Source organism: Micromonospora sp. WMMD1219 (assembly GCF_049315215.1).
Taxonomy (GTDB): Bacteria; Actinomycetota; Actinomycetes; order Mycobacteriales; family Micromonosporaceae; genus Micromonospora; species Micromonospora tulbaghiae.
On record NZ_CP186057.1, the window covers coordinates 3,177,501 to 3,200,813 of the forward strand.

At 71.5% G+C, this 23,313-nt stretch carries 15 protein-coding genes and 2 rRNA genes (1 of these 17 cut by a window edge); 13 read left to right on the top strand and 4 right to left on the bottom strand.

Annotated features, from left to right (window positions below):
- Together ACN27C_RS15395 and rrf are read left to right on the top strand one after the other, a co-directional pair.
- Positions 1–2,031 (top strand): 23S ribosomal RNA (locus ACN27C_RS15395); it begins 1,078 nt to the left of the window's first position.
- Between the two features lie 75 nt (positions 2,032–2,106).
- Positions 2,107–2,223, top strand: a 5S ribosomal RNA gene (rrf, locus tag ACN27C_RS15400).
- A 213-nt stretch (positions 2,224–2,436) separates the two neighbouring features.
- On the opposite strand, the gene ACN27C_RS15405 is transcribed toward rrf, so the two are convergent.
- On the bottom strand, positions 2,437–3,114 hold the full coding sequence (locus tag ACN27C_RS15405; RefSeq protein ID WP_422751453.1) for a hypothetical protein: 678 nt from the start codon (positions 3,112–3,114) through the stop codon (positions 2,437–2,439).
- Positions 3,115–3,183: 69 nt separating this feature from the next.
- Here ACN27C_RS15405 and ACN27C_RS15410 point away from each other — a divergent pair, with 69 nt between their 5' ends.
- Genes ACN27C_RS15410 through ACN27C_RS15420 form a run of 3 tightly spaced genes read left to right on the top strand, consistent with a single transcriptional unit; the run spans position 3,184 to position 7,662 of the window.
- Positions 3,184–5,802, top strand: a complete 2,619-nt coding sequence (locus ACN27C_RS15410) for a valine--tRNA ligase (protein WP_358193917.1) — start codon at positions 3,184–3,186, stop codon at positions 5,800–5,802.
- Between the two features lie 58 nt (positions 5,803–5,860).
- Positions 5,861–7,204 carry a bifunctional folylpolyglutamate synthase/dihydrofolate synthase gene (locus tag ACN27C_RS15415; protein WP_422751454.1) on the top strand — a complete coding sequence of 448 codons (1,344 nt, stop codon included), beginning with the start codon at positions 5,861–5,863 and terminating at the stop codon, positions 7,202–7,204.
- Positions 7,201–7,662, top strand: a complete 462-nt coding sequence (locus ACN27C_RS15420; RefSeq protein WP_422751455.1) for a DUF4233 domain-containing protein — start codon at positions 7,201–7,203, stop codon at positions 7,660–7,662. Before ACN27C_RS15415 ends, ACN27C_RS15420 begins: the two co-directional genes overlap by 4 nt.
- Positions 7,663–7,683: 21 nt before the next feature.
- On the opposite strand, the gene ACN27C_RS15425 is transcribed toward ACN27C_RS15420, so the two are convergent.
- A complete protein-coding gene (locus ACN27C_RS15425; RefSeq protein WP_422751456.1) occupies positions 7,684–9,018 on the bottom strand; it encodes a VOC family protein in 1,335 nt (444 codons plus the stop codon).
- A 145-nt stretch (positions 9,019–9,163) separates the two neighbouring features.
- Here ACN27C_RS15425 and ndk point away from each other — a divergent pair, with 145 nt between their 5' ends.
- Entirely contained in the window at positions 9,164–9,589 is a 426-nt protein-coding gene (ndk, locus tag ACN27C_RS15430; RefSeq protein WP_120573615.1) for a nucleoside-diphosphate kinase, read from the top strand.
- Positions 9,590–9,648: 59 nt separating this feature from the next.
- Here the strand turns inward: ndk and ACN27C_RS15435 are convergent, their stop codons facing one another.
- Positions 9,649–10,089, bottom strand: coding sequence for a carboxymuconolactone decarboxylase family protein (locus ACN27C_RS15435; protein ID WP_422751457.1), 441 nt, complete (start codon positions 10,087–10,089; stop codon positions 9,649–9,651).
- A 505-nt stretch (positions 10,090–10,594) separates the two neighbouring features.
- On the opposite strand from ACN27C_RS15435, the gene ileS reads away from it, so the two are divergent.
- Together ileS and ACN27C_RS15445 are read left to right on the top strand one after the other, a co-directional pair.
- On the top strand, positions 10,595–13,741 hold the full coding sequence (gene ileS, locus ACN27C_RS15440) for an isoleucine--tRNA ligase (RefSeq protein WP_422751458.1): 3,147 nt from the start codon (positions 10,595–10,597) through the stop codon (positions 13,739–13,741).
- Between the two features lie 141 nt (positions 13,742–13,882).
- Entirely contained in the window at positions 13,883–14,593 is a 711-nt protein-coding gene (locus tag ACN27C_RS15445) for a lysophospholipid acyltransferase family protein (protein ID WP_358172202.1), read from the top strand.
- Positions 14,594–14,597: 4 nt separating this feature from the next.
- On the opposite strand, the gene ACN27C_RS15450 is transcribed toward ACN27C_RS15445, so the two are convergent.
- A complete protein-coding gene (locus ACN27C_RS15450) occupies positions 14,598–16,433 on the bottom strand; it encodes a hypothetical protein (protein ID WP_422751459.1) in 1,836 nt (611 codons plus the stop codon).
- 205 nt (positions 16,434–16,638) lie between these two features.
- Here ACN27C_RS15450 and ACN27C_RS15455 point away from each other — a divergent pair, with 205 nt between their 5' ends.
- From ACN27C_RS15455 to ACN27C_RS15475, 5 genes are all read left to right on the top strand, one after another.
- Complete coding sequence (locus ACN27C_RS15455) at positions 16,639–18,624, top strand: TIGR03960 family B12-binding radical SAM protein (RefSeq protein ID WP_121682941.1); 1,986 nt, start codon at positions 16,639–16,641, stop codon at positions 18,622–18,624.
- Positions 18,625–18,794: 170 nt separating this feature from the next.
- Positions 18,795–19,232: a hypothetical protein gene (locus ACN27C_RS15460; RefSeq protein ID WP_091421868.1), complete on the top strand. Its 438-nt coding sequence runs from the start codon at positions 18,795–18,797 to the stop codon at positions 19,230–19,232.
- Positions 19,233–19,245: 13 nt separating this feature from the next.
- The gene (locus ACN27C_RS15465; RefSeq protein ID WP_350817151.1) at positions 19,246–20,742 is read left to right on the top strand and encodes a hypothetical protein; all 1,497 of its coding nucleotides are present in this window, start codon (positions 19,246–19,248) and stop codon (positions 20,740–20,742) included.
- A gap of 10 nt (positions 20,743–20,752) precedes the next feature.
- Entirely contained in the window at positions 20,753–22,225 is a 1,473-nt protein-coding gene (gene mycP / locus ACN27C_RS15470; protein ID WP_422751460.1) for a type VII secretion-associated serine protease mycosin, read from the top strand.
- Between the two features lie 338 nt (positions 22,226–22,563).
- Entirely contained in the window at positions 22,564–23,283 is a 720-nt protein-coding gene (locus ACN27C_RS15475) for a TIGR03936 family radical SAM-associated protein (RefSeq protein ID WP_393159668.1), read from the top strand.
- Positions 23,284–23,313 lie beyond the last annotated feature (30 nt).

A 23,313-nucleotide genomic window follows, 5' to 3' on the forward strand; every position in this document is an offset into this window, starting at 1 on the left:
ACCAGCTAAGGCCCCTAAGCGTGTGCTAAGTGGAAAAGGATGTGGGGTCGCATAGACAACCAGGAGGTTGGCTTAGAAGCAGCCACCCTTTAAAGAGTGCGTAATAGCTCACTGGTCAAGTGGTTCCGCGCCGACAATGTAGCGGGGCTCAAGCACACCGCCGAAGCTGTGGCATTCACATAATAACTTCGTATCTCCTTGATGGGATATGCAGGTGTGTGGATGGGTAGGGGAGCGTCGTGCCGGGGGTGAAGCAGCGGGGTGACCCAGTTGTGGACGCGGCACGAGTGAGAATGCAGGCATGAGTAGCGAAAGAAGGGTGAGAAACCCTTCCGCCGGATGACCAAGGGTTCCAGGGCCAGGCTAATCCGCCCTGGGTGAGTCGGGACCTAAGGCGAGGCCGAGAGGCGTAGTCGATGGACAACGGGTTGATATTCCCGTACCCGCGAAAGAGCGACCCTGACGAACCTCGTTGTGCTAACCACCCGAACTGCCGGCGGTCTTCGGACCAATGGTGGGGAGCGTGGGAACCTGGCGGGTAGTAGTCAAGCGATGGGGTGACGCAGGAAGGTAGCTGAGCCCGGCCGGTGGTTGTGCCGGGGTAAGCGTGTAGGCCGGTGTGTAGGCAAATCCGCACACCATGAGGCTGAGACGTGATGCCGAGCCGATTCAGGTGAAGTCAGTGATCCTATGCTGCCGAGAAAAGCCTCTAGCGAGTTCTTAGCGGCCCGTACCCCAAACCGACACAGGTGGTCAGGTAGAGAATACCGAGGCGATCGGGCGAACTGTGGTTAAGGAACTCGGCAAATTGCCCCCGTAACTTAGGGAGAAGGGGGGCCGGAGACGTGAAGCCCCGCGCGGGTGGAGCGTTGTATGGCCGCAGAGAGCAGGGGGAAGCGACTGTTTACTAAAAACACAGGTCCATGCGAAGAAGTAATTCGATGTATATGGACTGACGCCTGCCCGGTGCTGGAACGTTAAGGGGACCTGTTAGCTCTTCGGGGCGAAGCGGAGAACTTAAGCGCCAGTAAACGGCGGTGGTAACTATAACCATCCTAAGGTAGCGAAATTCCTTGTCGGGTAAGTTCCGACCTGCACGAATGGCGTAACGACTTCCCCACTGTCTCAACCACAGGCCCGGCGAAATTGCATTACGAGTAAAGATGCTCGTTACGCGCGGCAGGACGGAAAGACCCCGGGACCTTTACTATAGCTTGACATTGGTATCTGAATTAGCTTGTGTAGGATAGGTGGGAGCCGGTGAAGTCCATACGCCAGTATGGGTGGAGGCAATCTTGAAATACCACTCTGGTTGATTTGGGTATCTAACTTCGGACCGTTATCCGGTTCAGGGACAGTGTCTGGTGGGTAGTTTAACTGGGGCGGTTGCCTCCTAAAGGGTAACGGAGGCGCCCAAAGGTTCCCTCAGCCTGGTTGGCAATCAGGTGTTGAGTGCAAGTGCACAAGGGAGCTTGACTGTGAGACTGACAGGTCGAGCAGGGACGAAAGTCGGGACTAGTGATCCGGCACTGGCATGTGGAAGCGGTGTCGCTCAACGGATAAAAGGTACCCCGGGGATAACAGGCTGATCTTCCCCAAGAGTCCATATCGACGGGATGGTTTGGCACCTCGATGTCGGCTCGTCGCATCCTGGGGCTGTAGCAGGTCCCAAGGGTTGGGCTGTTCGCCCATTAAAGCGGTACGCGAGCTGGGTTTAGAACGTCGTGAGACAGTTCGGTCCCTATCCGCCGTGCGCGTAGGATACTTGAGAAGGGCTGTCCCTAGTACGAGAGGACCGGGACGGACGAACCTCTGGTGTGCCAGTTGTCCCGCCAGGGGCACGGCTGGTTAGCTACGTTCGGAAGGGATAACCGCTGAAAGCATCTAAGCGGGAAGCTCGCTTCAAGATGAGGTATCCCACCCACATTGTGGGGTAAGGCCCCCAGCTAGACGACTGGGTTGATAGGCCGGAAATGTAAGCCCGGTAACGGGTTCAGTTGACCGGTACTAATAGGCCGAGGACTTGACTACCAAGCTGCTACGCGTCCACTGTGCAACTCTGAACAAACCACCACCCATCTGGGTTGGTTGACATGTTCATAGAGTTACGGCGGTCATGGCGGAGGGGAAACGCCCGGCAACATTCCGAACCCGGAAGCTAAGCCCTCCAGCGCCGATGGTACTGCACTCGGGAGGGTGTGGGAGAGTAGGACACCGCCGGACAATCTTCCAATTCAGGGCCACCCCCGCACGGGGTGGCCCTGAATTGCGTCCTCCCCCGCCAGACCGGCCACAAAGCCGGCCCCGGACGCGTGTGAGTGATGGTCGCCCACCATTTCCCCGAAGTGGCGGCAACGAAGTACCCCGGACCCAGCCACTTCCCCGAACTGGTGTGCCGGCCCACCACTTCCCCGAAGTAGTGGCAAAGGTCGCGGGTCAGCGGCTCTGGACGGACTCGCGGATGTCGCGGAACAGCGCTGCCGCGTCGTCGACCCGGCGGCCCGGGAACATGCCCATCACCACGCTGCCGTGGTCGGCCCACCCGCACACCGCGAAGTCGCCGCCGTCGCCGCTGGTCGTACCGCACTTCATCACGCCACCCAGGCGGCCCGCGTCCACCTCCCGCAGCCCGGCGACCCGGCCGGTCTCGTCGGCCATCAGGCCGAACAGGGTGTCCAGGTCGCGTTCGGGCTGCCAGAGCAGCGTGGTCCCGCCGAACAGCAGCACCGAACGCTTGGCGTCCCCGCGGTCGGAGTAGACGGCGCCGAAGCCGTGGTCCAGCTCGATGTCGGCGGCCAGCCCGTCGCGCAGGTAGTCGGCGGTGCTGCGGGCCCGCTCGCTGTCGTCCCGGACCAGCCCGGCCACCTCGGCCGGCTGGTCGAGAGTGGTGTCCTTCTGCTGGAGCACCCGCCAGCCGCCCAGCCCGAGCGCACCGGCGCCGGCCAGGCCCGCCGCGAGCAGCGCGGCCAGGACGATCTTCCGGCGCCGCGAGACGGGACGGCGTTCGGGCTCCTGCGCGGGATCGCGGCGGCTCAGCTCGATCGGCTCTTCGGTCAGCTCGACCGGATCGGAACCCCCGTCGACCGGGCGCTCGGTGAGATGCGCGTCGGACATGACCGCCACCGTACGCGAATCACAGGTGGTGCACGTCGGGTCCCCGAAAGCGCTCCGTAGACTTTCAGGGTGACCGAGAGACTGGATGCCCGACGCCCCGACGCCCCGACCCTCGCCGGCCAGTACCAGCCCGGCGAGGTAGAGCAGCGACGGTACGAGCAGTGGGTAGCCGGCGGGCACTTCCGGGCGTCGGCGGACAGCGAGAAGCCGCCGTTCACCATCGTCATCCCGCCGCCCAACGTCACCGGCTCGCTGCACATGGGCCACGCCTTCGAGCACACCCTCATGGACGCGCTCACCCGGCGCAAGAAGATGCAGGGGTACGAGGCGCTCTGGCTGCCGGGCATGGACCACGCCGGCATCGCCACCCAGAACCTGGTCGAGCGGCAGCTCGCCGGTGAGGGGCTGTCCCGCCACGACCTCGGGCGGGAGAAGTTCGTCGAGCGGGTCTGGCAGTGGAAGGCCGAGTCCGGCGGCGCGATCCTCGGCCAGATGCGCCGCCTCGGCGACGCGGTCGACTGGGACCGCGAGCGGTTCACCATGGACGAGGGCCTGTCCCGGGCCGTGCAGACCATGTTCAAGAAGCTCTTCGACGACGGGCTCATCTACCGGGCCAACCGGATCATCAACTGGTGCCCGCGCTGCCTCACCGCGCTGTCCGACATCGAGGTGGAGCACACCGACGACGAGGGTGAGCTGGTCTCGATCCGCTACGGCGACGAGGTCGTGGTGGCGACCACCCGCGCGGAGACCATGCTCGGCGACACCGCGGTGGCGGTGCACCCGGACGACGAGCGCTACCGGCATCTGATCGGCACCGAGGTGGAGCTGCCGCTCACCGACCGGCGGATCCCGATCGTCGCCGACGAGCACGTCGATCCGAGTTTCGGCACCGGCATGGTCAAGGTGACCCCGGCGCACGACCCGAACGACTTCGAGATCGGCCAGCGGCACGACCTGCCCTCGCTGACGATCATGGACGAACGCGGCGTCATCACCGCGCCCGGCCCGTTCGAGGGCCTGGACCGGTACGAGGCCCGCCCGGCGATCGTCGCGGCGCTGCGTGAGCAGGGCCGGATCGTGGCCGAGAAGCGGCCGTACCTGCACGCCGTGGGGCACTGCTCGCGGTGCAAGACGACGGTCGAGCCGCGGCTGTCGTTGCAGTGGTTCGTCAACACCGCGCCGCTGGCCAAGGCCGCCGGTGACGCGGTGCGCGACGGCCGGGTGAAGATCGAGCCGGCCGAGCTGGCCAAGCGCTACTTCGCCTGGGTCGACAACATGCACGACTGGTGCATCTCCCGCCAGCTCTGGTGGGGTCACCGCATCCCCGTCTGGTACGGCCCGGACGGCGAGATCGTCTGCGTCGGCCCGGACGAGGAGCCGCCGACCGGCGAGGGCTGGCGGCAGGACGAGGACGTGCTGGACACCTGGTTCTCCAGCGGCCTGTGGCCGTTCTCCACGCTCGGCTGGCCGGAGCAGCCCCCGGACCTGGCGAAGTTCTACCCGACCAGCGTGCTGGTCACCGGCTACGACATCCTGTTCTTCTGGGTCGCCCGGATGATGATGTTCGGCCTGTACGCGATGGACGGCGTGCAGCCGTTCGACGTGGTGGCGCTGCACGGCATGGTCCGCGACGAGCACGGCAAGAAGATGTCGAAGTCGTTCGGCAACGTGGTGGACCCGCTGGACTGGATCGACCGCTTCGGCGCCGACGCCACCCGGTTCACGCTGGCCCGGGGCGCCAACCCCGGCCAGGACGTGCCGGTCAGCGAGGAGTGGTGCCAGGGCTCCCGCAACTTCTGCAACAAGCTCTGGAACGCCACCCGGTTCGCGTTGCTCAACGGCGCGCACACCGACGGCCCGCTGCCGGACGCCGGTGACCTCTCCACCGTCGACAGGTGGATCCTGTCCCGGCTGGCGCACGTCACCGCCGAGGTCGACGAGCAGTTCGAGGCGTACGAGTTCGCGAAGGTCTGCGACCTGCTCTACCACTTCGCGTGGGACGACGTCTGCGACTGGTACGTGGAGCTGAGCAAGCCGGTGCTGGCCGAGGGTGGCTCCGCCGCCGACGCCACCCGCCGGGTGCTCGGGCACGTGCTGGACCAGCTCCTGCGGCTGCTGCACCCGGTCATCCCGTTCGTCACCGACGAGCTGTGGGCCGCGCTCAGCGGCGGCGAGACCGTGCTGACGGCGTCCTGGCCGGTCGCCGACCGTACCCTGATCGACGACGCCGCGGAGGGCGAGGTCGGCACCCTGCAGCGGGTGGTGACCGAGGTCCGGCGGTTCCGCTCGGACCAGGGGCTGCGGCCGACCCAGCGGGTCGCCGCCCGGCTCGACGGCCTGGCCGGCGCGGGCATCGCGGCGCACGAACCGCTGGTCCGCTCGCTGGCCCGGCTGGACGCGCCCGGCGACGACTTCCAGGCGAGCGCCACGCTGGCGATGCCCGGCGCGGTGAGCGTCGCGCTCGACACGCGCGGCTCGATCGACGTGGCCGCCGAGCGCGCCCGGCTCACCAAGGACCGGGCGGCGGCCGAGAAGGAGGCCACCCAGGCGCGGGCGAAGCTGGACAATCCGGCGTTCGTCGGCAAGGCGCCCGAGCCGGTGGTGGCGAAGATCCGCGAGCGGCTGGCGGTGGCCGAGGCGGACCTGGTCCGGATCGACGCCGCCCTGGAGGCGCTGCCCTCGTGAGCGCGAGGAGTGAGCCGGGGTTGCGAGCCCCGCAGTCACGAACGAAAGATGGCTCCGCATGAGTGACCGCACCGACCGCACCGCGTTCGCCGAGGTGGAGGCCGCGCTCAACGCGCGCGGCTTCACCCGGATGCACTTCGAGCTGGAGAAGATCGAGACCCTGCTCGACCTGCTGGGCAGCCCGCAGCGCGCGTACCCGTCGATCCACCTGACCGGCACCAACGGCAAGACCTCGACGGCCCGGATGATCGACTCGCTGCTGCGGGCGTTCGGGCTGCACACGGGCCGCTACACCAGCCCGCACCTGGAGACCGTGCGGGAGCGGATCAGCCTGGACGGCGAGCCGGTGAGCGAGGACCGGTTCGTGTCCACGTACCGCGAGATCGCGCCGTTGGCCGAACTCGTCGACCAGCGGTTCGCGGAGCCGCTGACGTACTTCGACATGACCACGGCGCTGGCGTTCGCCACGTTCGCCGACGCCCCGGTGGACGTGGCGGTGGTGGAGGTCGGGCTCGGCGGCGCGGAGGACGCGACGAACGTGATCCAGGCCGGCGTCGCCGTGATCACCCCGATCGGGCTGGACCACACCGAGTGGCTCGGCGACACGATCGAGGACATCGCGCTGCACAAGGCGGGCATCATCCACCCCGGCGCCACGGTGATCGCGGCGGCGCAGGAGGAGGACGCGGCCCGCCCGATCCTGGAACGCTGCGCCGAGGTCAACGCCACCGTCGCGCGCGAGGGCGCCGAGTTCGGCGTGCTGCGCCGCGCGGTCGCGGTCGGCGGCCAGGTGCTGAGCATCCAGGGCCTGGGCGGGGTGTACGAGGAGATCTTCATCCCGCTGCACGGCGCGCACCAGGCGCAGAACGCTGCGGTGGCGCTGGCCGCCGTGGAGACGTTCCTCGGCGCCGGGGCCCGGCGGCAGCTCGACATCGAGGCGGTCCGCGAGGGCTTCGCCGCGACGAGTTCGCCGGGCCGGCTGGAGCGGGTGCGTAGCGCCCCGACGGTGCTGCTCGACGGCGCGCACAACCCGCACGGGATGGCCGCCACCGTCGCCGCCGTGCAGGAGGAGTTCGCGTTCAGCAAGCTCGTCGGCGTGCTGGCGGTGCTCGGCGACAAGGACGCGGCGAGCCTGCTCGAACTGCTCGAACCGGTACTCGACTCGATCGTGGTCGCGGAGAACAGCTCGGCCCGGGCGATGCCGGTGGACGAGCTGGCCGCGCTGGCGCGGGAGATCTTCGGGCCGGAGCGGGTGCAGGTGGCCCGGGAGATGCCCGACGCCATCGAGGCGGCGGTGGCCGAGGCCGAGTCGGACGTGCCGGGCGAGCTGTCCGGGGTGGGCGTGCTGGTCACCGGATCGGTGGTGACAGTGGCCGACGCCCGCCGGCTGCTCAAGCGATGACCGGCCCGCGGCGCCCGACCGGCCCGCAGCGCCCGGCCGGCCCGGAGCAGCCGGCCGGCCCGGACCCGCACCCGGATGCCGGGCCGCAGGCGACCGGCCCGGAGCAGCCCGACGGCGTCCGCCGGTCCGGGCTGCGGAACCCGGACAAGGCGGTACGCGGGCTCGGCGCCGGCACCATGTCGCTGGAGGCGCTGGTGCTGCTGCTGGCCATCCAGCCGATCCGGGTGGTCGGCGGTGACCTGAGCGGCGCGGCGATCGGCGTGATCGTGGCGCTGGCGGTCGCCTGTGTGGTGCTCGCCGGCATGATGCGCCGCCCCTGGGCGTGGCACGCCGGCACCGTGATCCAGGGCCTGCTGCTGCTCTCCGGGCTGCTGCACTGGTCGCTGTTCGCGCTCGGGGTGATGTTCGCGCTGGTGTGGGCGTACGCGCTGCACGTGCGGCGGGTCATCCTCGGCTGAGGACGGCCCGCCGCGTACGGCTCAGGCGTCGGCGAGCGTGCGCCACTGCGTCAGCGCGACGCCGTGGCCGTCGGGGTCGCGGAAGGCCGCCGCCCACACCTCCAGCTTGGTGCCCCGGTTGACCACGCGCGGGGCGTACGTGAACCGGACGCCGGAGTCGCGCAGCCGCTCGTACGCGCCCTGGATGTCGTCCACCTCCAGGTTGACGTGCACCAGGCGGCGGCTGATCGGGGCGGCGCCGGTCACCCGGCGCAGCACCAGCCGGGTCGGGCCGGAGGAGAGCACGGCGTTGCCCTCGCCCCGGTCCAGCTCGTCGAAGCCGAGTTCCCGGTAGAAGTCGAGGGACCGGTCCAGGTCGGCGACGAGCAGCGTGATGCCGACGCCGCTGATCGGGCTGGCCAGCTCGTCCGGTTCGGCCGTGCCGGCCGGGCCGAAGATCGCCTCGTCCAGCTCCTCGGCGGTCGGCGGCGCGTCGGAGCGCCGCGGCGCGTCCGCGGGGTCGTCCAGCGGCAGGTCGATCGGGTCGGGCCCGGCGTCGGTCGGCCGGGTGTCGGTCGGCCCGCTGTCGACGAGCACGGTCTCGACCGGCACCGTGTCGGGCGGCTCCTCGGCCGGCGAACGGGGTGCCGGGGCGCGGCGGGGGAGCGGGCCGGGGCCGGCCGCGCGGTCGGCCCGTTCGACGAGCTGCCCCTCCAGCACCACCGGGCCGCCGGGGCTCTGGTGCAGCACCACCGGCTCGCGGTCCTCGGCGCGGGGTGGCACGTCGTCCAGGTACGGGTCCGGCGCGGGCGGGTAGTCGTCGCGGAAGTCGTCCTCCGGCGCGCGCCCGGCCCACGGCGGCGCCTCCTGCGCGATCAGCGGCTCGTCCAGCGGATCCGGCTCGGCGGCGTACTCGGGCGGCAGGTCGGCGACCGCGGCGGCGCTCTCCGCGTGTGTGGGCACCTCGTCCCAGAGCACGCGGACGTGCCGCTGGTCGTCGAGCGCCACCCGGACCGGCAGCGCCTGGCCCAGCGAGGGCCACTTCGCGACCGGCACCCGAGGCTCGATGATCTTCTTGGAGCGGGGCGGCAGGCCGGGCGCGTCGATGACCAGTTGCAGCTCGCACCGGCCGAACGCGTACTGGGTGGGTGGTTCGGAGGCGCTGTGCACGTGCCCCAGGCCGATCACCCAGGTGCGGCCGCCCCCGCGTACCGTGGCCAGGGCGATCGCCAGCACCAGCAGCGCGACCCCGAGCGCCACGATGGCCCAGCTGGTCATGCCGAGCCCGAACACGGTCACGAAGGTGGCGACGGTGCCCAGCACCGCCCCGATCAGTTTGCGTACCGGCGCGATCGTGCGGTTCCCGCCATTCGCCACAGTGGACCTCCCAGGGGTTCCAGGGCCAGGCTAGGCCGCCGCGGCGGGCCAGGGAAGACGCAGCCGCCGCGCCGGCGCCGGGACCGGGTCGCTACGCTGACCGTACCCAGCCGAACCCCGTTTGAGTGCGCAGGAGGAAACCAGCGTGTCCAGCAGCAGCCCGGACGAGCGGACGCTCGTACTGATCAAGCCCGACGCGGTGCGCCGCGGTCTGGTGGGCGAGATCCTGTCCCGTTTCGAGCGCAAGGGCCTGCGGATCGACGCGATGGTGAGCCGGACCATGGACGGCGGCTTCGCCGACCAGCACTACGCCGAGCACGTCGACAAGCCGTTCTACCCGCCGCTGAAGACGTTCATGACCAGCGGCCCGCTGGTCGCGCTCGTGCTCTCCGGCGACCAGGTGATCGAGGTGGTGCGCGCGATGATCGGCAGCACCGACGGCCGCAAGGCCGCCGCCGGCACCATCCGCGGTGACCTGTCGCTGTCGAACCGGGAGAACCTGGTGCACGCCTCCGACTCGGCGGACAGCGCCAAGCGCGAGATCGCGCTCTGGTTCCCCGAGCTGGCCTGACGACACGCCGACGGCCCCGGCCCGCTCCTGGCGGGACCGGGGCCGTCGTGCGTCAGCCGTCAGACCGATGCCGGCGGCTGCGTCTGGCAGGTCACCGCGACCCGGTTCCACACGTTGATGGTGGCGATCGCCATCACCAGGTCCGCCAGCTCCTTCTCCGACCACACCTTCGCCGCGGCGTCCCAGACGGCGTCCGGCACGCCGTGCTCGCCGAGCCGGGTCACCGCGTCGGTGAGGGCCAGCGCGGCCCGCTCCCGCTCGTCGAAGAACGGGGCCTCGCGCCACGCCGCGACCGCGAACAGCCGCCGGCTGTCCTCACCGGCCGCCAGCGCCTCGCGGCTGTGCATGTCCACGCAGAACGCGCAGCCGTTGCGCATCGACGCCCGCAGCTTCACCAGCTCCAGCACGGTGTGGTCCACGTTCGCCCGGACGTACTTCTCCAGGCCCAGCACGGCCTGGTACGCCTCGGGTGCCACCGCCGCCATGTCCATCCGGCTCATCGCCGCCTCCTTGAGGTTCGGGTACGCGGACAGGACGGGAAACGGCGGGTGCGGTGTGACGGCACGGCGGTGTGACGGTGGTCATGCCGTGCCCCGCGCCCGCCTCCCCCTCCCGGAGACTGCGTCGATCATGAGGTTGGCGGCGAAACCGGAGATCGACATCGCCGTCAACCTCATGATCGACGGGGCTGGGCGAGGGCCGGGTGGGGTAGGCCGGGATGGCGGGATACTCGGCGGCGCGGCGGGTGGGGGTCGAGTACGCTTGAACGCACAGGCGACGACCCGGCCATCACCGGTGAGCCTCCGGAAGAACGGCCGGGTCACCGGCCCAGTAGAACCGGACGGGACGGCCCGTCACAGCCGGCCAACGAGCGGGCGGTCGCACCTCGGCCGCCAAGCGGGGTGGTACCGCGGGCCACACCCGGGACGCCGGTAACGGCGCACCGGATTCGGCTCGTCCTCGCAGACCACAGACGAGTGAGCTGCTGAGGGAGAGCGACAGGCGATGGCCTATCCGTTGCACGACCCGACCGGCGCCGGTGTCCCGGCGAGCCCGGACCTGCCCGCGGTCGAGCGCCGGGTGCTGGAGCACTGGACGGCCGACAAGACCTTCGAGGCGTCCGTCGAGGCCCGCGACGCCGGCCGGAACGGCGAGAACGAGTACGTCTTCTACGACGGCCCGCCGTTCGCCAACGGCCTGCCGCACTACGGCCACCTGTTCACCGGCTACGTCAAGGACGTGGTGCCGCGCTACCAGACCATGCGCGGCAAGCACGTCGAGCGCCGGTTCGGCTGGGACTGCCACGGCCTGCCCGCCGAGGTGGTGGCCGAGAAGCAGCTCGGCATCACCAGCAAGGCGGAGATCCTCGACCTCGGCGTGGCCCGGTTCAACGACGCCTGCCGCACGTCGGTGCTGGAGTTCACCCACGACTGGGAGCGGTACGTCACCCGGCAGGCCCGCTGGGTCGACTTCGCCAACGACTACAAGACGCTCGACCTGGACTACATGGAAAGCGTCATGTGGGCCTTCAAGACCCTGCACGACAAGGGCCTGGTCTACGAGGGCTTCCGGGTGCTCGCGTACTGCTGGCGGTGCGAGACGCCGCTGTCGAACACCGAGACCCGGATGGACGACGTCTACCGGGACCGGCACGACCCGACGCTCACCGTCTGGTTCGAGCTGACCGCCGACGAGAACGCGCCGGAGCCGCTGCGCGGGCCGGTCAAGGTGGGCGTCTGGACCACCACGCCGTGGACGCTGCCGTCGAACCTGGCGCTCGCCGTCGGCCCCGACATCGAGTACGCGCTGCTGGAACGCGACGGTGAGCGCTACGTCGTCGGCGCCGCGCGCCTCGGCGCGTACGCCAAGGAACTGGAGGGGTACGAGCAGGTCGGCACCGTGTACGGCCGCGACCTGGTCGGACGCCGCTACACGCCGCTCTACGACTTCCTGGTCGAGCCGGCCGGCCCGAACGCCTACCAGGTGCTCGGCGCGGACTTCGTCACCACCGAGGACGGCACCGGGATCGTCCACCTGGCCCCCGCCTTCGGTGAGGACGACCAGAACACCTGCAACGCCGCCGGCATCCCCACCGTCGTGACCGTGGACGACCACACCCGGTTCACCGCGCTGGTGCCGCCGTACCAGGGCGAGCAGGTCTTCGACGTGAACAAGCCGGTGATCCGGGAACTGAAGGAGCGGGGGGTGGTGCTGCGGCAGGACACCTACACCCACTCGTACCCGCACTGCTGGCGCTGCGACACCCCGCTGGTCTACAAGGCGGTGTCGTCGTGGTTCGTCGCGGTGACGAAGTTCAAGGACCGCATGGTCGAGCTGAACCAGCAGATCAACTGGACCCCCGGGCACATCAAGGACGGCTCGTTCGGCAAGTGGCTGGCGAACGCCCGGGACTGGTCGATCAGCCGCAACCGGTTCTGGGGCTCGCCGATCCCGGTCTGGCGCTCCGACGACCCGAACTACCCGCGGGTGGACGTCTACGGCTCGCTGGCCGACATCGAGCGGGACTTCGGCGTACGCCTGACCGACCTGCACCGGCCGGCGGTGGACGACCTGGTCCGCCCCAACCCGGACGACCCGACGGGCAAGTCGATGATGCGCCGGGTGCCGGAGGTGCTGGACTGCTGGTTCGAGTCCGGCTCGATGCCGTTCGCCCAGGTGCACTACCCGTTCGAGAACCGTGAGTGGTTCGAGCACCACTACCCGGGTGACTTCATCGTCGAGTACATCGGGCAGACGCGCGGCTGGTTCTACACCATGCACGTGCTGGCCACCGCGCTGTTCGACCGGCCGGCGTTCCGCAACTGCCTGAGCCACGGCATCCTGCTCGGCTCGGACGGGCGCAAGATGTCCAAGAGCCTGCGCAACTACCCGGACGTCTACCACGTGTTCGACTCCTACGGGTCGGACGCGATGCGGTGGATGCTGATGTCCTCGCCGGTGCTGCGCGGCGGCGACATGGCGGTCACCGAGTCGGGCATCCGGGACGCGGTGCGCCAGGTGCTGCTGCCGCTGTGGAACGTCTGGTACTTCTTCTCGCTGTACGCCAACGCCGACGGCCACACCGCGCGTCGCCGTACCGACTCGGCGAACGTGCTCGACCGGTACGTGCTGGCGAAGACGAACGAGCTGGTGGCGACCGTCGGCGCGCAGATGGACGCGTACGACATCTCCGGTGCGTGCGCGACGGTGCGGTCCTACCTGGACGCGCTGACCAACTGGTACGTGCGCCGGTCCCGGGACCGCTTCTGGGCCGGCGACGCGGACGCGTTCGACACGCTGTGGACCGTGCTGGAGACGCTGTGCCGGGTGGTGGCGCCGCTGGCGCCGCTGACCGCCGAGGAGATCTGGCGCGGGCTGACCGGCGAGCGGTCGGTGCACCTGACCGACTGGCCGCAGGCGGAGGAGTTCCCGGCCGACCACGAGCTGGTCTCCGCGATGGACAACGTCCGGGCGGTCGCCTCGGCGGCGCTGTCGCTGCGCAAGGCCAAGGGCCTGCGGGTACGGCTGCCGCTGGCGAAGCTGACAGTGGCCTCGCCCGTCGCCGACCAGCTGCGGCCCTTCGCCGACCTGGTCGCCGACGAGGTGAACGTCAAGGAGGTCGTGCTCACCGGCGAGGTGTCCGCGTACTGCCAGCAGGTCCTCACCGTGGTGCCGCGGGCGCTCGGCCCGCGCGTCGGCAAGGCCGTCCAGCAGGTGATCAAGGCGGTCAAGGCGGGGGAGTGGGAGCTGCGCGACGGTGCCCCGGTCGCCGCCGGGGTCACGCTCGCCGAGGGCGAGTACGAGCTGCGCCTGGTCGCCGCCGACGCCGAGCACTCCGCGCCGCTGCCCGGCGGTGAGGGAGTGGTCGTGCTGGACACCGAGGTCACGCCGGAACTCGCCGCCGAAGGGCTGGCCCGGGACGTGGTCCGGGTCGTGCAGCAGGCCCGCCGCGACGCCGACCTCGACGTCTCCGACCGGATCACGGTGGCCGTCTCCGCCTCCGAGGAGGTACGCGCGGCGGTCGCCGCGTACACCGGGTTCGTGGCCCGGGAGGTGCTGGCCGACAGCATCGACTTCGCCGAAGGGCTCGACGGCTTCACCGGCGAGGCCGGCGAGGGCGAGCGCGTGACCGTGACGGTCCGCAAGGTGTGAGCGGACCGGGCCCTCCTGCACCCCCTCGGGTGGAGGAGGGCCCGGCCCCAGCGAGTGGACTGCGAGCCACCCGCTCGGTGGCGGACGGCCGCGTCGGCTACCGTGACAGCGCCTGTTTCACGTACGACCGCCGGAGGACCCGTGCCCCTGCTCTACACCATCGGCAAGCTCACCGTGGCGCCCACGCTCCGGTTGGCCTTCCGTCCGCACGTGGAGGGTTTGGAGCACATCCCGGCGACCGGCGGCGCGATCTTCGCCAGCAACCACCTCTCCGTCGCCGACGAACTGCTCCTCGGCACCGTGGTGCCGCGGCACCTGGCGTTCTGGGCCAAGTCGGAGTACTTCAAGGGCACCGGGCTCAAGGGCGGCTTCTCCAAGTTCGTGCTCACCGGCCTGGGCGCGATCCCGGTCGAGCGGGCCGGCGGCCGGGCCGCGCTCACCGCGTTCGACGCGGCGATCCCGGTGCTCAAGGCCGGTGACCTGGTCGCCGTCTACCCGGAGGGCACCCGCTCCCCGGACGGGCGGCTCTACCGCGGGCGTACCGGCACCGTCCGGCTGGCGATCGCCGCCGGCGTGCCGATCATCCCGGTCGGCGTGACCGGCACCGACAAGGCCCAGCCGATCGGCACGCGGATCCCGCGACCGGGCCGCGCCAAGATCACCATCAAGTTCGGCAAGCCGCTGGACTTCACCGGCCGTCCCGACGACCGCACCTCGCTGCGCGCCATGACCGACGAGATGATGGCCGAGATCCAGAAGCTCAGCGGCCAGGAGTACGTCCCGCGCTACGCCCCGAAGCGCGCCGACCAGGCGGCCACCGGCGACCAGACCGGCGGCGAGCCGACCGCCTGAGCGGTCAGGACTTCGGCACCACCACGCGCTGACGCAGGTCGTTGAGCAGCCGCCCGCTGTCGTCCACCGACAGCCGGGTGAACACGCCGGTGGTGAGGCTGCCGTGGTCGGCCGACACGCAGACCACCACCGAATCGCCGTCCGCCCGGCCGACGGCGCATCGCTCGTGGCGACCCCGTACGCCGGTGTCCACCACCACCGACTCCTGCAGGGCGTAGTCCCCGGCGAGGCGCTCGATCTCCGACTTGGCGTCCGACTCCGGGCTGAACCGCAGGCCGGTGCTGCCGAACAACGTCACCCGCTTGCCGTCGCTCGTGCTGTAGATGCCGGCGAACGTGTCCTCGGCGAGCAGGTTGGTCTCCCGTACCCGGGACTTCAGCTCCTCGGCGGCGGCCCTGCTGCTGTCGTCCTGGCGCAGCCGCATCGAGTCGATCTGGTCCGGGAGGGTGGCGCTGGCCGGGTACTGGCTGGAGATCGGCTGGAACCACCAGAGCGGGAGGCCGCAGCAGCAGGCCACGGAGAGCAGCAGCACCCAGGGCCAGCGGCGCCGGCGGCGGGTCCGCTTGGGCGGCTGCTGCCAGCCCGGCGGCGCGGCAGGCGGCCCGGCCTTGCCCCGGCGCTGCTTCGGCGGCCGGCCTGGCTTCGCCGGCGGCGCGACGGGCGCCGGCGGCGGCAGCGGGCGGGCGGCCGGCGGGCCGGGGTGGTGCGGCGGTGAGACCGGCCGGGCCGGTCCGGGGTACGGCGGGCTGTGCGGCGGCGGCGAGACCGGCCGGGCCGCGGGCGGCGCGGGATGAGCCGGTGGCACCGGTTGGTGGGCGGGGTGGGCCGCCGGTGGGGCCGGGTGGGGGTTGTCCGGCACGGCCCAGGGCGCGGTGTACGGCAGCGTCGGCGTGGGCGGCGGCAGTTCCGGTGCGTGCAGCTCCCAGCCGGTGGTGTCCACCCCTGCCCACGGGTCGACCGGCGTCGCGTGTTCCGGTGACGCGAGCGGTGGCACCGGGGTGGGCTCGGCGGACTCGCCCCAGGCGGGGCGGCGCGGCGGCGGTGGCGGGACGGCTGCGGAACCGCTCCAGCGGGGCGCGGGCGCCTCGACCCGGGTCGGGTCGGGTGTGCTCTCCACGCGAGTGGGATCGGGGGTGGCCGTGGCCTGGTGCGGCTGTGGCGCGAGGTCGATGCGGGTCGGATCCGGCCGTCGCCCGGTCCGCGGAGTGGGGACGGGCGTGGTGCGGCCGGGAACCGCCGCCGAACCGCGGGCCCGGGTGACCGGTACGGGCGGGGTGGCGTCGGTGCCGGCCGGCGTCCCGGCGTCGGCGGTCGGCGCCTCGGTGTCGGCGGCCGTCGCTCCGGTGTTGCCGGCGGCGTCGGTCGTCGGTGCGGCCCGGCTGGGCGATTCGGCGTCGCCGGTCGCTGCGTCCGCCGGTTCGCCCTGGTCGGCCGGTGCGGCCTGTCCTGCCGGGTCGGCCGGTGCGGACGTTGGCTGCGCGTCGGAGGTCGAGGCCGCCGGGCTCTGCGCGGCCGGGGCGTCGGGCGGCAGGTCCTGCACCTCGTCGTCGGATGACCGGTCACCGGGCTCGGTGCGGTGCGGCTGCTCGTCGGGCGCGGCGGCGGACGGCCGGCGGTGGGGCGTACCGTCGTGCGGTCTGCCGTCGGCGGCGTCGGACGGCTGGTCGGCCGACACCCCGTCGGAGGCCCGGTCGTCGGTGGCCTCCGGCGTGCCGGACGGGGACGCCGGAGCCGAGGCGCCGGTGGCGTCCTCGGTGTCGACGGCGGTCGCCGGCTCGGTGACGGACGGCATCTCGGCCCCGTCGGCCGGCCGGTCCGCCCCCGGCTGCGGCTGCGGCATCGCGGCTGTCTCCTCTCGGCCCGTTGCGAGGTTAGTACCGCCCCGCCACCCGGGACGAATCCCGCCCCGCTCCCGCCCTCACTCCGGTGATCAAGGAGTTCGTGTCCGGTGGGAGCTCGGGGGAGTCCGCAAACTCCTTGATCAACGCGGCGGACACGGGCGCGGGCGCGGGACAGGGCGGGGACACCGCGTACGCTTGGGCATCATGAGTGCCCCGTCCACGACCCCGCGTCCCGCCGCCGCCAACTCGGTCTGGCCCCGGCTGGAGCCGTTGCTGCCGCAGGTGACCAAGCCCATCCAGTACGTGGGTGGAGAGCTGGGAGCCGTGGTCAAGGACTGGGACGCCGCGACCGTCCGGTGGGCGCTGATGTATCCGGACGCCTACGAGGTGGGCCTGCCCAACCAGGGCGTGCAGATCCTGTACGAGGTGCTCAACGAGCTGCCCGACGTGCTGGCCGAGCGGACGTACGCGGTCTGGCCCGACCTGGAGAAGCTGATGCGCGCCCACGGCGTGCCGCAGTTCACCGTCGACGCCCACCGCCCGGTGCGCGACTTCGACGTGTTCGGCGTCTCGTTCTCCACCGAGCTGGGCTACACCAACCTGCTCACCGCGATCGACCTGGCCGGCATCCCGCTGCTCGCCGCCGACCGCACCGACGCCGACCCGGTGATCGTGGCCGGCGGGCACGCCGCGTTCAACCCGGAGCCGATCGCCGACTTCGTCGACGCCGCGGTGCTCGGCGACGGCGAGGAGGCGGTGCTGGAGATCACCGCCATCGTCCGGGAGTGGAAGGCGGAGGGCTCCCCGGGCGGCCGGGACGAGCTGCTGCTGCGGCTGGCCCGGACCGAGAGCGTCTACGTGCCGCGCTTCTACGACGTCGACTACCTGCCCGACGGCCGGATCCAGCGGGTCGTGCCGAACCGCCCGGACGTGCCGTTCCGCGTGCACAAGCGCACGACGATGGACCTGGACGCCTGGCCGTACCCGAAGAAGCCCCTGGTCCCGCTCGCCGAGACGGTGCACGAGCGGTACGCGGTGGAGATCTTCCGAGGCTGCACCCGTGGCTGCCGCTTCTGCCAGGCCGGCATGATCACCCGCCCGGTGCGGGAGCGTTCGATCACCACCGTCGGCCAGATGGTGCAGCAGGGGCTGGAGTTCTCCGGCTTCCACGAGGTGGGCCTGCTGTCGCTGTCGTCGGCCGACCACTCCGAGATCGGCGACATGTGCTCCGGCCTGGCCGAGCAGTACGCGGGCACCAACGTCTCGCTGTCGCTGCCGTCGACCCGGGTGGACGCGTTCAACATCGACCTGGCCCAGGAGCTGTCCCGCAACGGGCGCCGGACCGGTCTGACCTTCGCCCCCGAGGGCGGGTCGGAGCGGATCCGCAAGGTGATCAACAAGATGGTGTCGAAGGAAGACCTCATCCGTACGGTGGTCACCGCCTACTCCAACGGCTGGCGGCAGGTGAAGCTCTACTTCATGTGCGGCCTGCCCACCGAGACCGACGAGGACGTCCTGGAGATCGCCGACATGGCGCACGAGGTGATCCGGGCCGGCCGCGCGGCCACCGGATCCAAGGACATCCGCTGCACGGTCTCCATCGGCGGGTTCGTGCCGAAGCCGCACACCCCGTTCCAGTGGGCCTCGATGGAGCGGCCGGAGGTCATCGACGGCCGGCTCAAGCTGCTCAAGCAGGCCATCAACAGCGACCGCTCGCTGGGCCGGGCGATCGGCTTCCGCTACCACGACGGCGAGCCGTCGCTGATCGAGGGCCTGCTGTCCCGGGGCGACCGCCGGGTCGGCGCGGTGATCCGCAAGGTCTGGGAGAACGGCGGCCGGTTCGACGGCTGGAGCGAGCACTTCTCGTACCGGCGGTGGGTGGACGCCGCCGCGGAGGTGCTGCCGGCGTACGGGGTGGACCTCGACTGGTACACCACCCGCGAGCGCGAGGAGCTGGAGGTCCTGCCCTGGGACCACCTCGACTCCGGCCTCGACAAGGACTGGCTCTGGCAGGACTGGCAGGACTCCCTGTCGGAGTACGAGCAGGACGACTGCCGCTGGACGCCCTGCTTCGACTGCGGCGTCTGCCCGTCCATGGACACCGAGATCCAGATCGGCCCGACCGGCCGCAAGCTGCTGCCGCTCACCCCGGTCAACGGCCTGAAGCTGCCCGCCGCCGCGCAGGGCTGAGGCCACCGGCACGCACCGGAGCGCGGGAACCCGACCGGGTTCCCGCGCTCCGTCGTCTTTTCCCGGTGACCGTCGCGATACGTGGGGCGGGGGTGCCCCGACTGGTCCTTCCTCGATACGCTGCGTCCGTAGTGGACCGGCCGGGGCCGGCAGCGGGGAGGACAGTCAGGATGGGCATCAATCCGCCGGACACCGGCGATCTGCACGTCAGCGTCGAGGATCTGGACGCCGCAGCGGAGTACGTCGAGCGTCTCAAGCAGTACGTCGACGACACCATCGGCTGGGAGATGGAACGCATCAAGGAGCGGATGAAGGGCGACAGCGGCAACGCGCAGACGGTGCCCAACGGCACCCCGTTCGGCGCGTACGAGGACGCCCGGATGCAGTGGCAGGCGCTGACCACGTCCACGGCCAGCATGGAGGCCCACCTCAAGGCCATCTCCATGAAGCTGGCCGGCCTGAAGCAGGGCACACAGGACATCGCCAAGGCGTTCCGCGACGCCGAGGCCCGCAACGCGGCCAACGGCAAGGACATCGAGCGGCTGCTGGAGTCCGCGGCCCCGCCGCCGGACGCCGGGCAGCAGCCCACCTACCCGTACACGGCCTGAGGGGGAGACGGTCATGGCAGGAGGCACCTGGGAGCGTTGCGTCCGTGAGGTGACGCTCTCGGCGGACCCGGAAACCGTCGGATCGGTCGGCGCGGGCTGGAAGAACCTCTCCACCGCGCTCGGCCACCTGCGCGACTCGCTCGTCGGTCGCTCGTTCGTCGGCCCGATCGCGGCCGGGCAGGAGCGCCCGCACACCGGCGGCCTGCCCGGGATGCTCGCCGGCTGGAAGGGCAGCGGCGGCGACGCGTACCGCGAGCACCTCGGCGACATCGGCAAGGAGATCGAGGAGCTCATCACGCACGCCAGCAACGTCAGTGGCGCGCTGACGCGGATCGAGGGTGACATCCGTACGGCGGTGGCGAGCATCCCGATCCCGCTGATGGACAACTTCGGCTGGAACGAGTGGAGCCTGCCCGGCGGCACCGAGCTGGACGACGCCCGCGACGGCGAGAGCCAGTCCGGCTTCCTGGCCGCGCTGCGCAGTGACTACCAGGGCAATCAGGCGCTCTATGCCGACGGCGCGTTCCGCGACAAGGCCGACGACCTCGAAGCCACCATGAAGATCGACGGCAACGCCAGCGACCAGAAGCGGGGCGGCTGGTGGGACACCAAGTCGCACCTGGACAACTGGTACCGCGACAACCAGCAGGCGGCCAACAAGGCAATGTCGCCGTTGCCGGCCGCGGTCGAGGCCGAGCGCCCCAAGCTGGTCGTACCCCGCCCTACCGACAGTGAGCTGGGTGACGGCTACCGCGGCGACCCGCGGGTCCCCCCGTCGGGTGTGCCCGGCGGCGGCCTGCCGGGTGGCGGCGCGCCCGGCGGCGGCATGCCCGGCGGTGGAATGCCCGGCGGCGGCCCGATGCCGTCCCTGGGCAGCACCGGCATCCCCGGTGGCGGCACGCCCGGTGGCAGTTCGTTCACGCCGCCGGGCACCGGCGTGCCCGGCGGCGGCATCCCCGGCGGCGGCTCCTACACCCCGCCGGGCACCGGGGGGATCCCCGAGCTCGGCGGCGCGCCCGGCTCGGGCAGCCCGGAGTACGGCAGCGGTCTGGCCGGCGCGGGCGGGCCCGGCACGATCACCGCGGGTGGACCGGGCACGCTCGGTCTGGGCGGCGGCGGTGGCGCGGGCGGACTGAGCGCCGGTGGCGGCGGCTTCGGCGGCGGTGGTGCCGGCCTGGGCTCGGCCGGCGGGATCGGCGGTGGCGGGATCGGCGCGGCCGGCGGCATGGCCATGGGCGGCCTGCCCGGCATGGTCGGCGGCGGTAACGGCAAGGTTCCGCCACTGACCAGCGCGGCCAGCGCGCTGAAGGCCGCGTCCGCGGCGGGACCGGGCGGTGCGGGCGGCATGCGCGGCGGGATGGCCGGCGCCGGGATGATGGGCGGCGGAATGATGGGTGGTCACGGCGGCGCCGGGCACGGCGGCGGCGCTGCGGAGCACTCGTCATGGTTGACTGAGGACGACGATCCGTGGGGCACCGGTGACGGTGCGTCCCCGGGCATCCTGCGATGAGGACGGACGGATGAAGGTGCACGTCGGCGCGCTCCGGCCGGTGGCGGCCGGTCTGCTTGCCGGACTGATGCTGCTGGGGGCCGCCCAGCCGGCGGTCGCCGCTCCGCGCCGCGCCGAGCAGTGGTATCTGGACGAGCTGCGGATCGACCGGGCGCATCAGATCTCCACCGGGCGGGGCGTCGTCGTCGGCGTACTGGACACCGGCGTCGACGCCGGGCACCCCGACATGCGGGGCCAGGTCCTGGCCGGTGGGAGCACCCGCGACTCCGGCGACGGCCGGCGCGACCCGGACGGCCACGGCACCCACATGGCCGGGATCATCGCGGCCAACGGCACCGGGGTGGTCGGCATCGCGCCCGACGCCCGGATCCTGCCCGTCCGGAAGCCCGTCGGCGCGGCGGCCACCAAGGACGACTCCGCGACCGGCATCCGGATGGCCGTCGACGGCGGGGCGAAGGTGCTCAACCTGTCGTACGGCGGTGCCGGGGCCGTGGACGAGAGCGAGGCGGCCGCGATCCGGTACGCGCTGGAGCGCGACGTGGTCGTGGTCGCCGCCGCCGGCAACGTCCGTTCGGCCGGCCCGGACGTCGTCTCACCCGCCAAGATCCCCGGCGTGATCGCGGTGACCGGCACGGTCCGGGGCGGGGGCTTCTGGTCCGGCTCGGCCCAGGGGCCGGAAGCGGTCATCGCCGCGCCCGGCGACGAGGTCTACAACATCGGCCCGGACCGGGGCTACGGCTGGGGCGACGGCACCTCCGACGCCGCCGCCGTCGTCTCCGGCGTCGCGGCGCTGATCCGGTCGAAGTACCCGAAGCTCTCCGCGTCCGACGTGATCAACCGGATCATCCGTACCGCCCGGGACGCCGGCCCGCCCGGCCGGGACCCGCGGTTCGGCTTCGGCCGGATCGACCCGGTGGCGGCACTCACCGCCGACGTGCCGTCGGTGTCGGCGAACCCGCTGCTCGGGGCCGCCGCGCCGAGCGCGTCCGCGCCACCGGCCGCCGCCGAGGACGACAACTTCGACGTGACCAAGTACGGCGACCGTGGCGGCCCCTCCGACCAGCAGGTGATGGTCATCGGCATCGGCATCGCGGTGGCGCTCGTGGTGCTGCTGGCGCTCGTGGTGTTCCTGATCTGGAACCGCCGCCGTCACCGGCGCGAACTGGCCCGGGCCGGCTCGATCCCGGACGAGGCGCTGGATCGGATGGACGGCAACGGGCAGGGCCCGCCGGTCCCGGCCGGCTATGCCGCCGCTCCGCCTTCCGGCTACGGCCCTCCCGGCAGCCACCCGGCACCCGGCGCCTACGCCCACCCGGGCGGGTACGCCCACCCGGGCGGACACCCCCAGCCCGGCGCAGGCACCGGCCCCACACCGGGCGGCGCCTACCCCCAGCCCGGCCCAGGCGGCTACCCCCAGCCCGGCGGGGGCGCCTACCCACCCCCACCCCAGCAGCCCACCCCACCCCACGACCCCCGCCCCTGACCACCCACCCCCCACCCACCAGGCCAACCCCACCCACCCCACCCACCCCACCCGGCCTGTCCCGACCGTCCGGCTGTGCCCGGTGATCAAGGGGTTTGTGGGCTTAGGTGCGGCGGATCTGGACGTCAAGTCCTTGATCACGGGGCGGGGAGCCTCGCCGGTTGCCGGGAAGGGCTGGGGTTTGGGTGGGTTTGGGGTGGGTGGGGTGGCCCCGGGTGTGGGGCGTGGTGGGCGCTGCGTCAGGATGAGACCGATACGCAGGCACAGCCGAGGAGCTCACGATCGCCAGAAAGCCTCAACCCGAGGGCGGCCAGGCCCCCGTCGTCCAGCGGATCCGTATCCGGTACGCCAAGCGTGGGCCGCTGCGGTTCACCTCGCACCGGGACTTCGCCCGGGCCTTCGAGCGTGCGCTGCGCCGGGCGGGCGTACCGATCGCCTTCTCCCAGGGGTTCACTCCGCACCCGAAGATCTCGTACGCCTCGGCCGCGCCGACGGGTGTGGCGAGCGAGGCCGAGTACCTGGAGATCGGGCTCCGTGAGCCGGTCGACCCGGCGCGGCTGCGTGAGTCGCTCGACGCCGCGCTCTCGCCCGGGCTCGACGTGCTCGAGGCGGTGGAGGCCGCCGGCGGCAGCCTGGCGGACCGGATCGAGGCGTCGTACTGGCGGATCGAGCTGCCCGAGGTCGATCCGAAGGTGCTCGCGGAGGCGGTGGCCGCCTTCACCGCCGCCGAGGAGATCCAGGTCGAGCGGATGACCAAGCAGGGGCGGCGTACGTTCGACGCCCGAGCGGCAGTGGTATCGATCGATGCCATGGCTCCGGCTGAGACGCCTTCCGGGGCGGCGGCCGTACCGTGTGCGATACTCGAACTGGTCGTGCGGCAGGTCACCCCGTCCGTTCGGCCCGATGACGTCCTGTCCGGCCTCCGCGCGGTGGCCGCCTTGGAGCCGCCGGTCACCCCGAAGGTGATCCGGCTGGCGCAGGGCACGCTGACCGCGCAGGGCGAGATCGTCGATCCGTTGGACGCGGATCGCGACGGGGCAACCATCGGAGAGCGCTGACCGTCGGTCAACGCTCTGGCAGGCAGACTT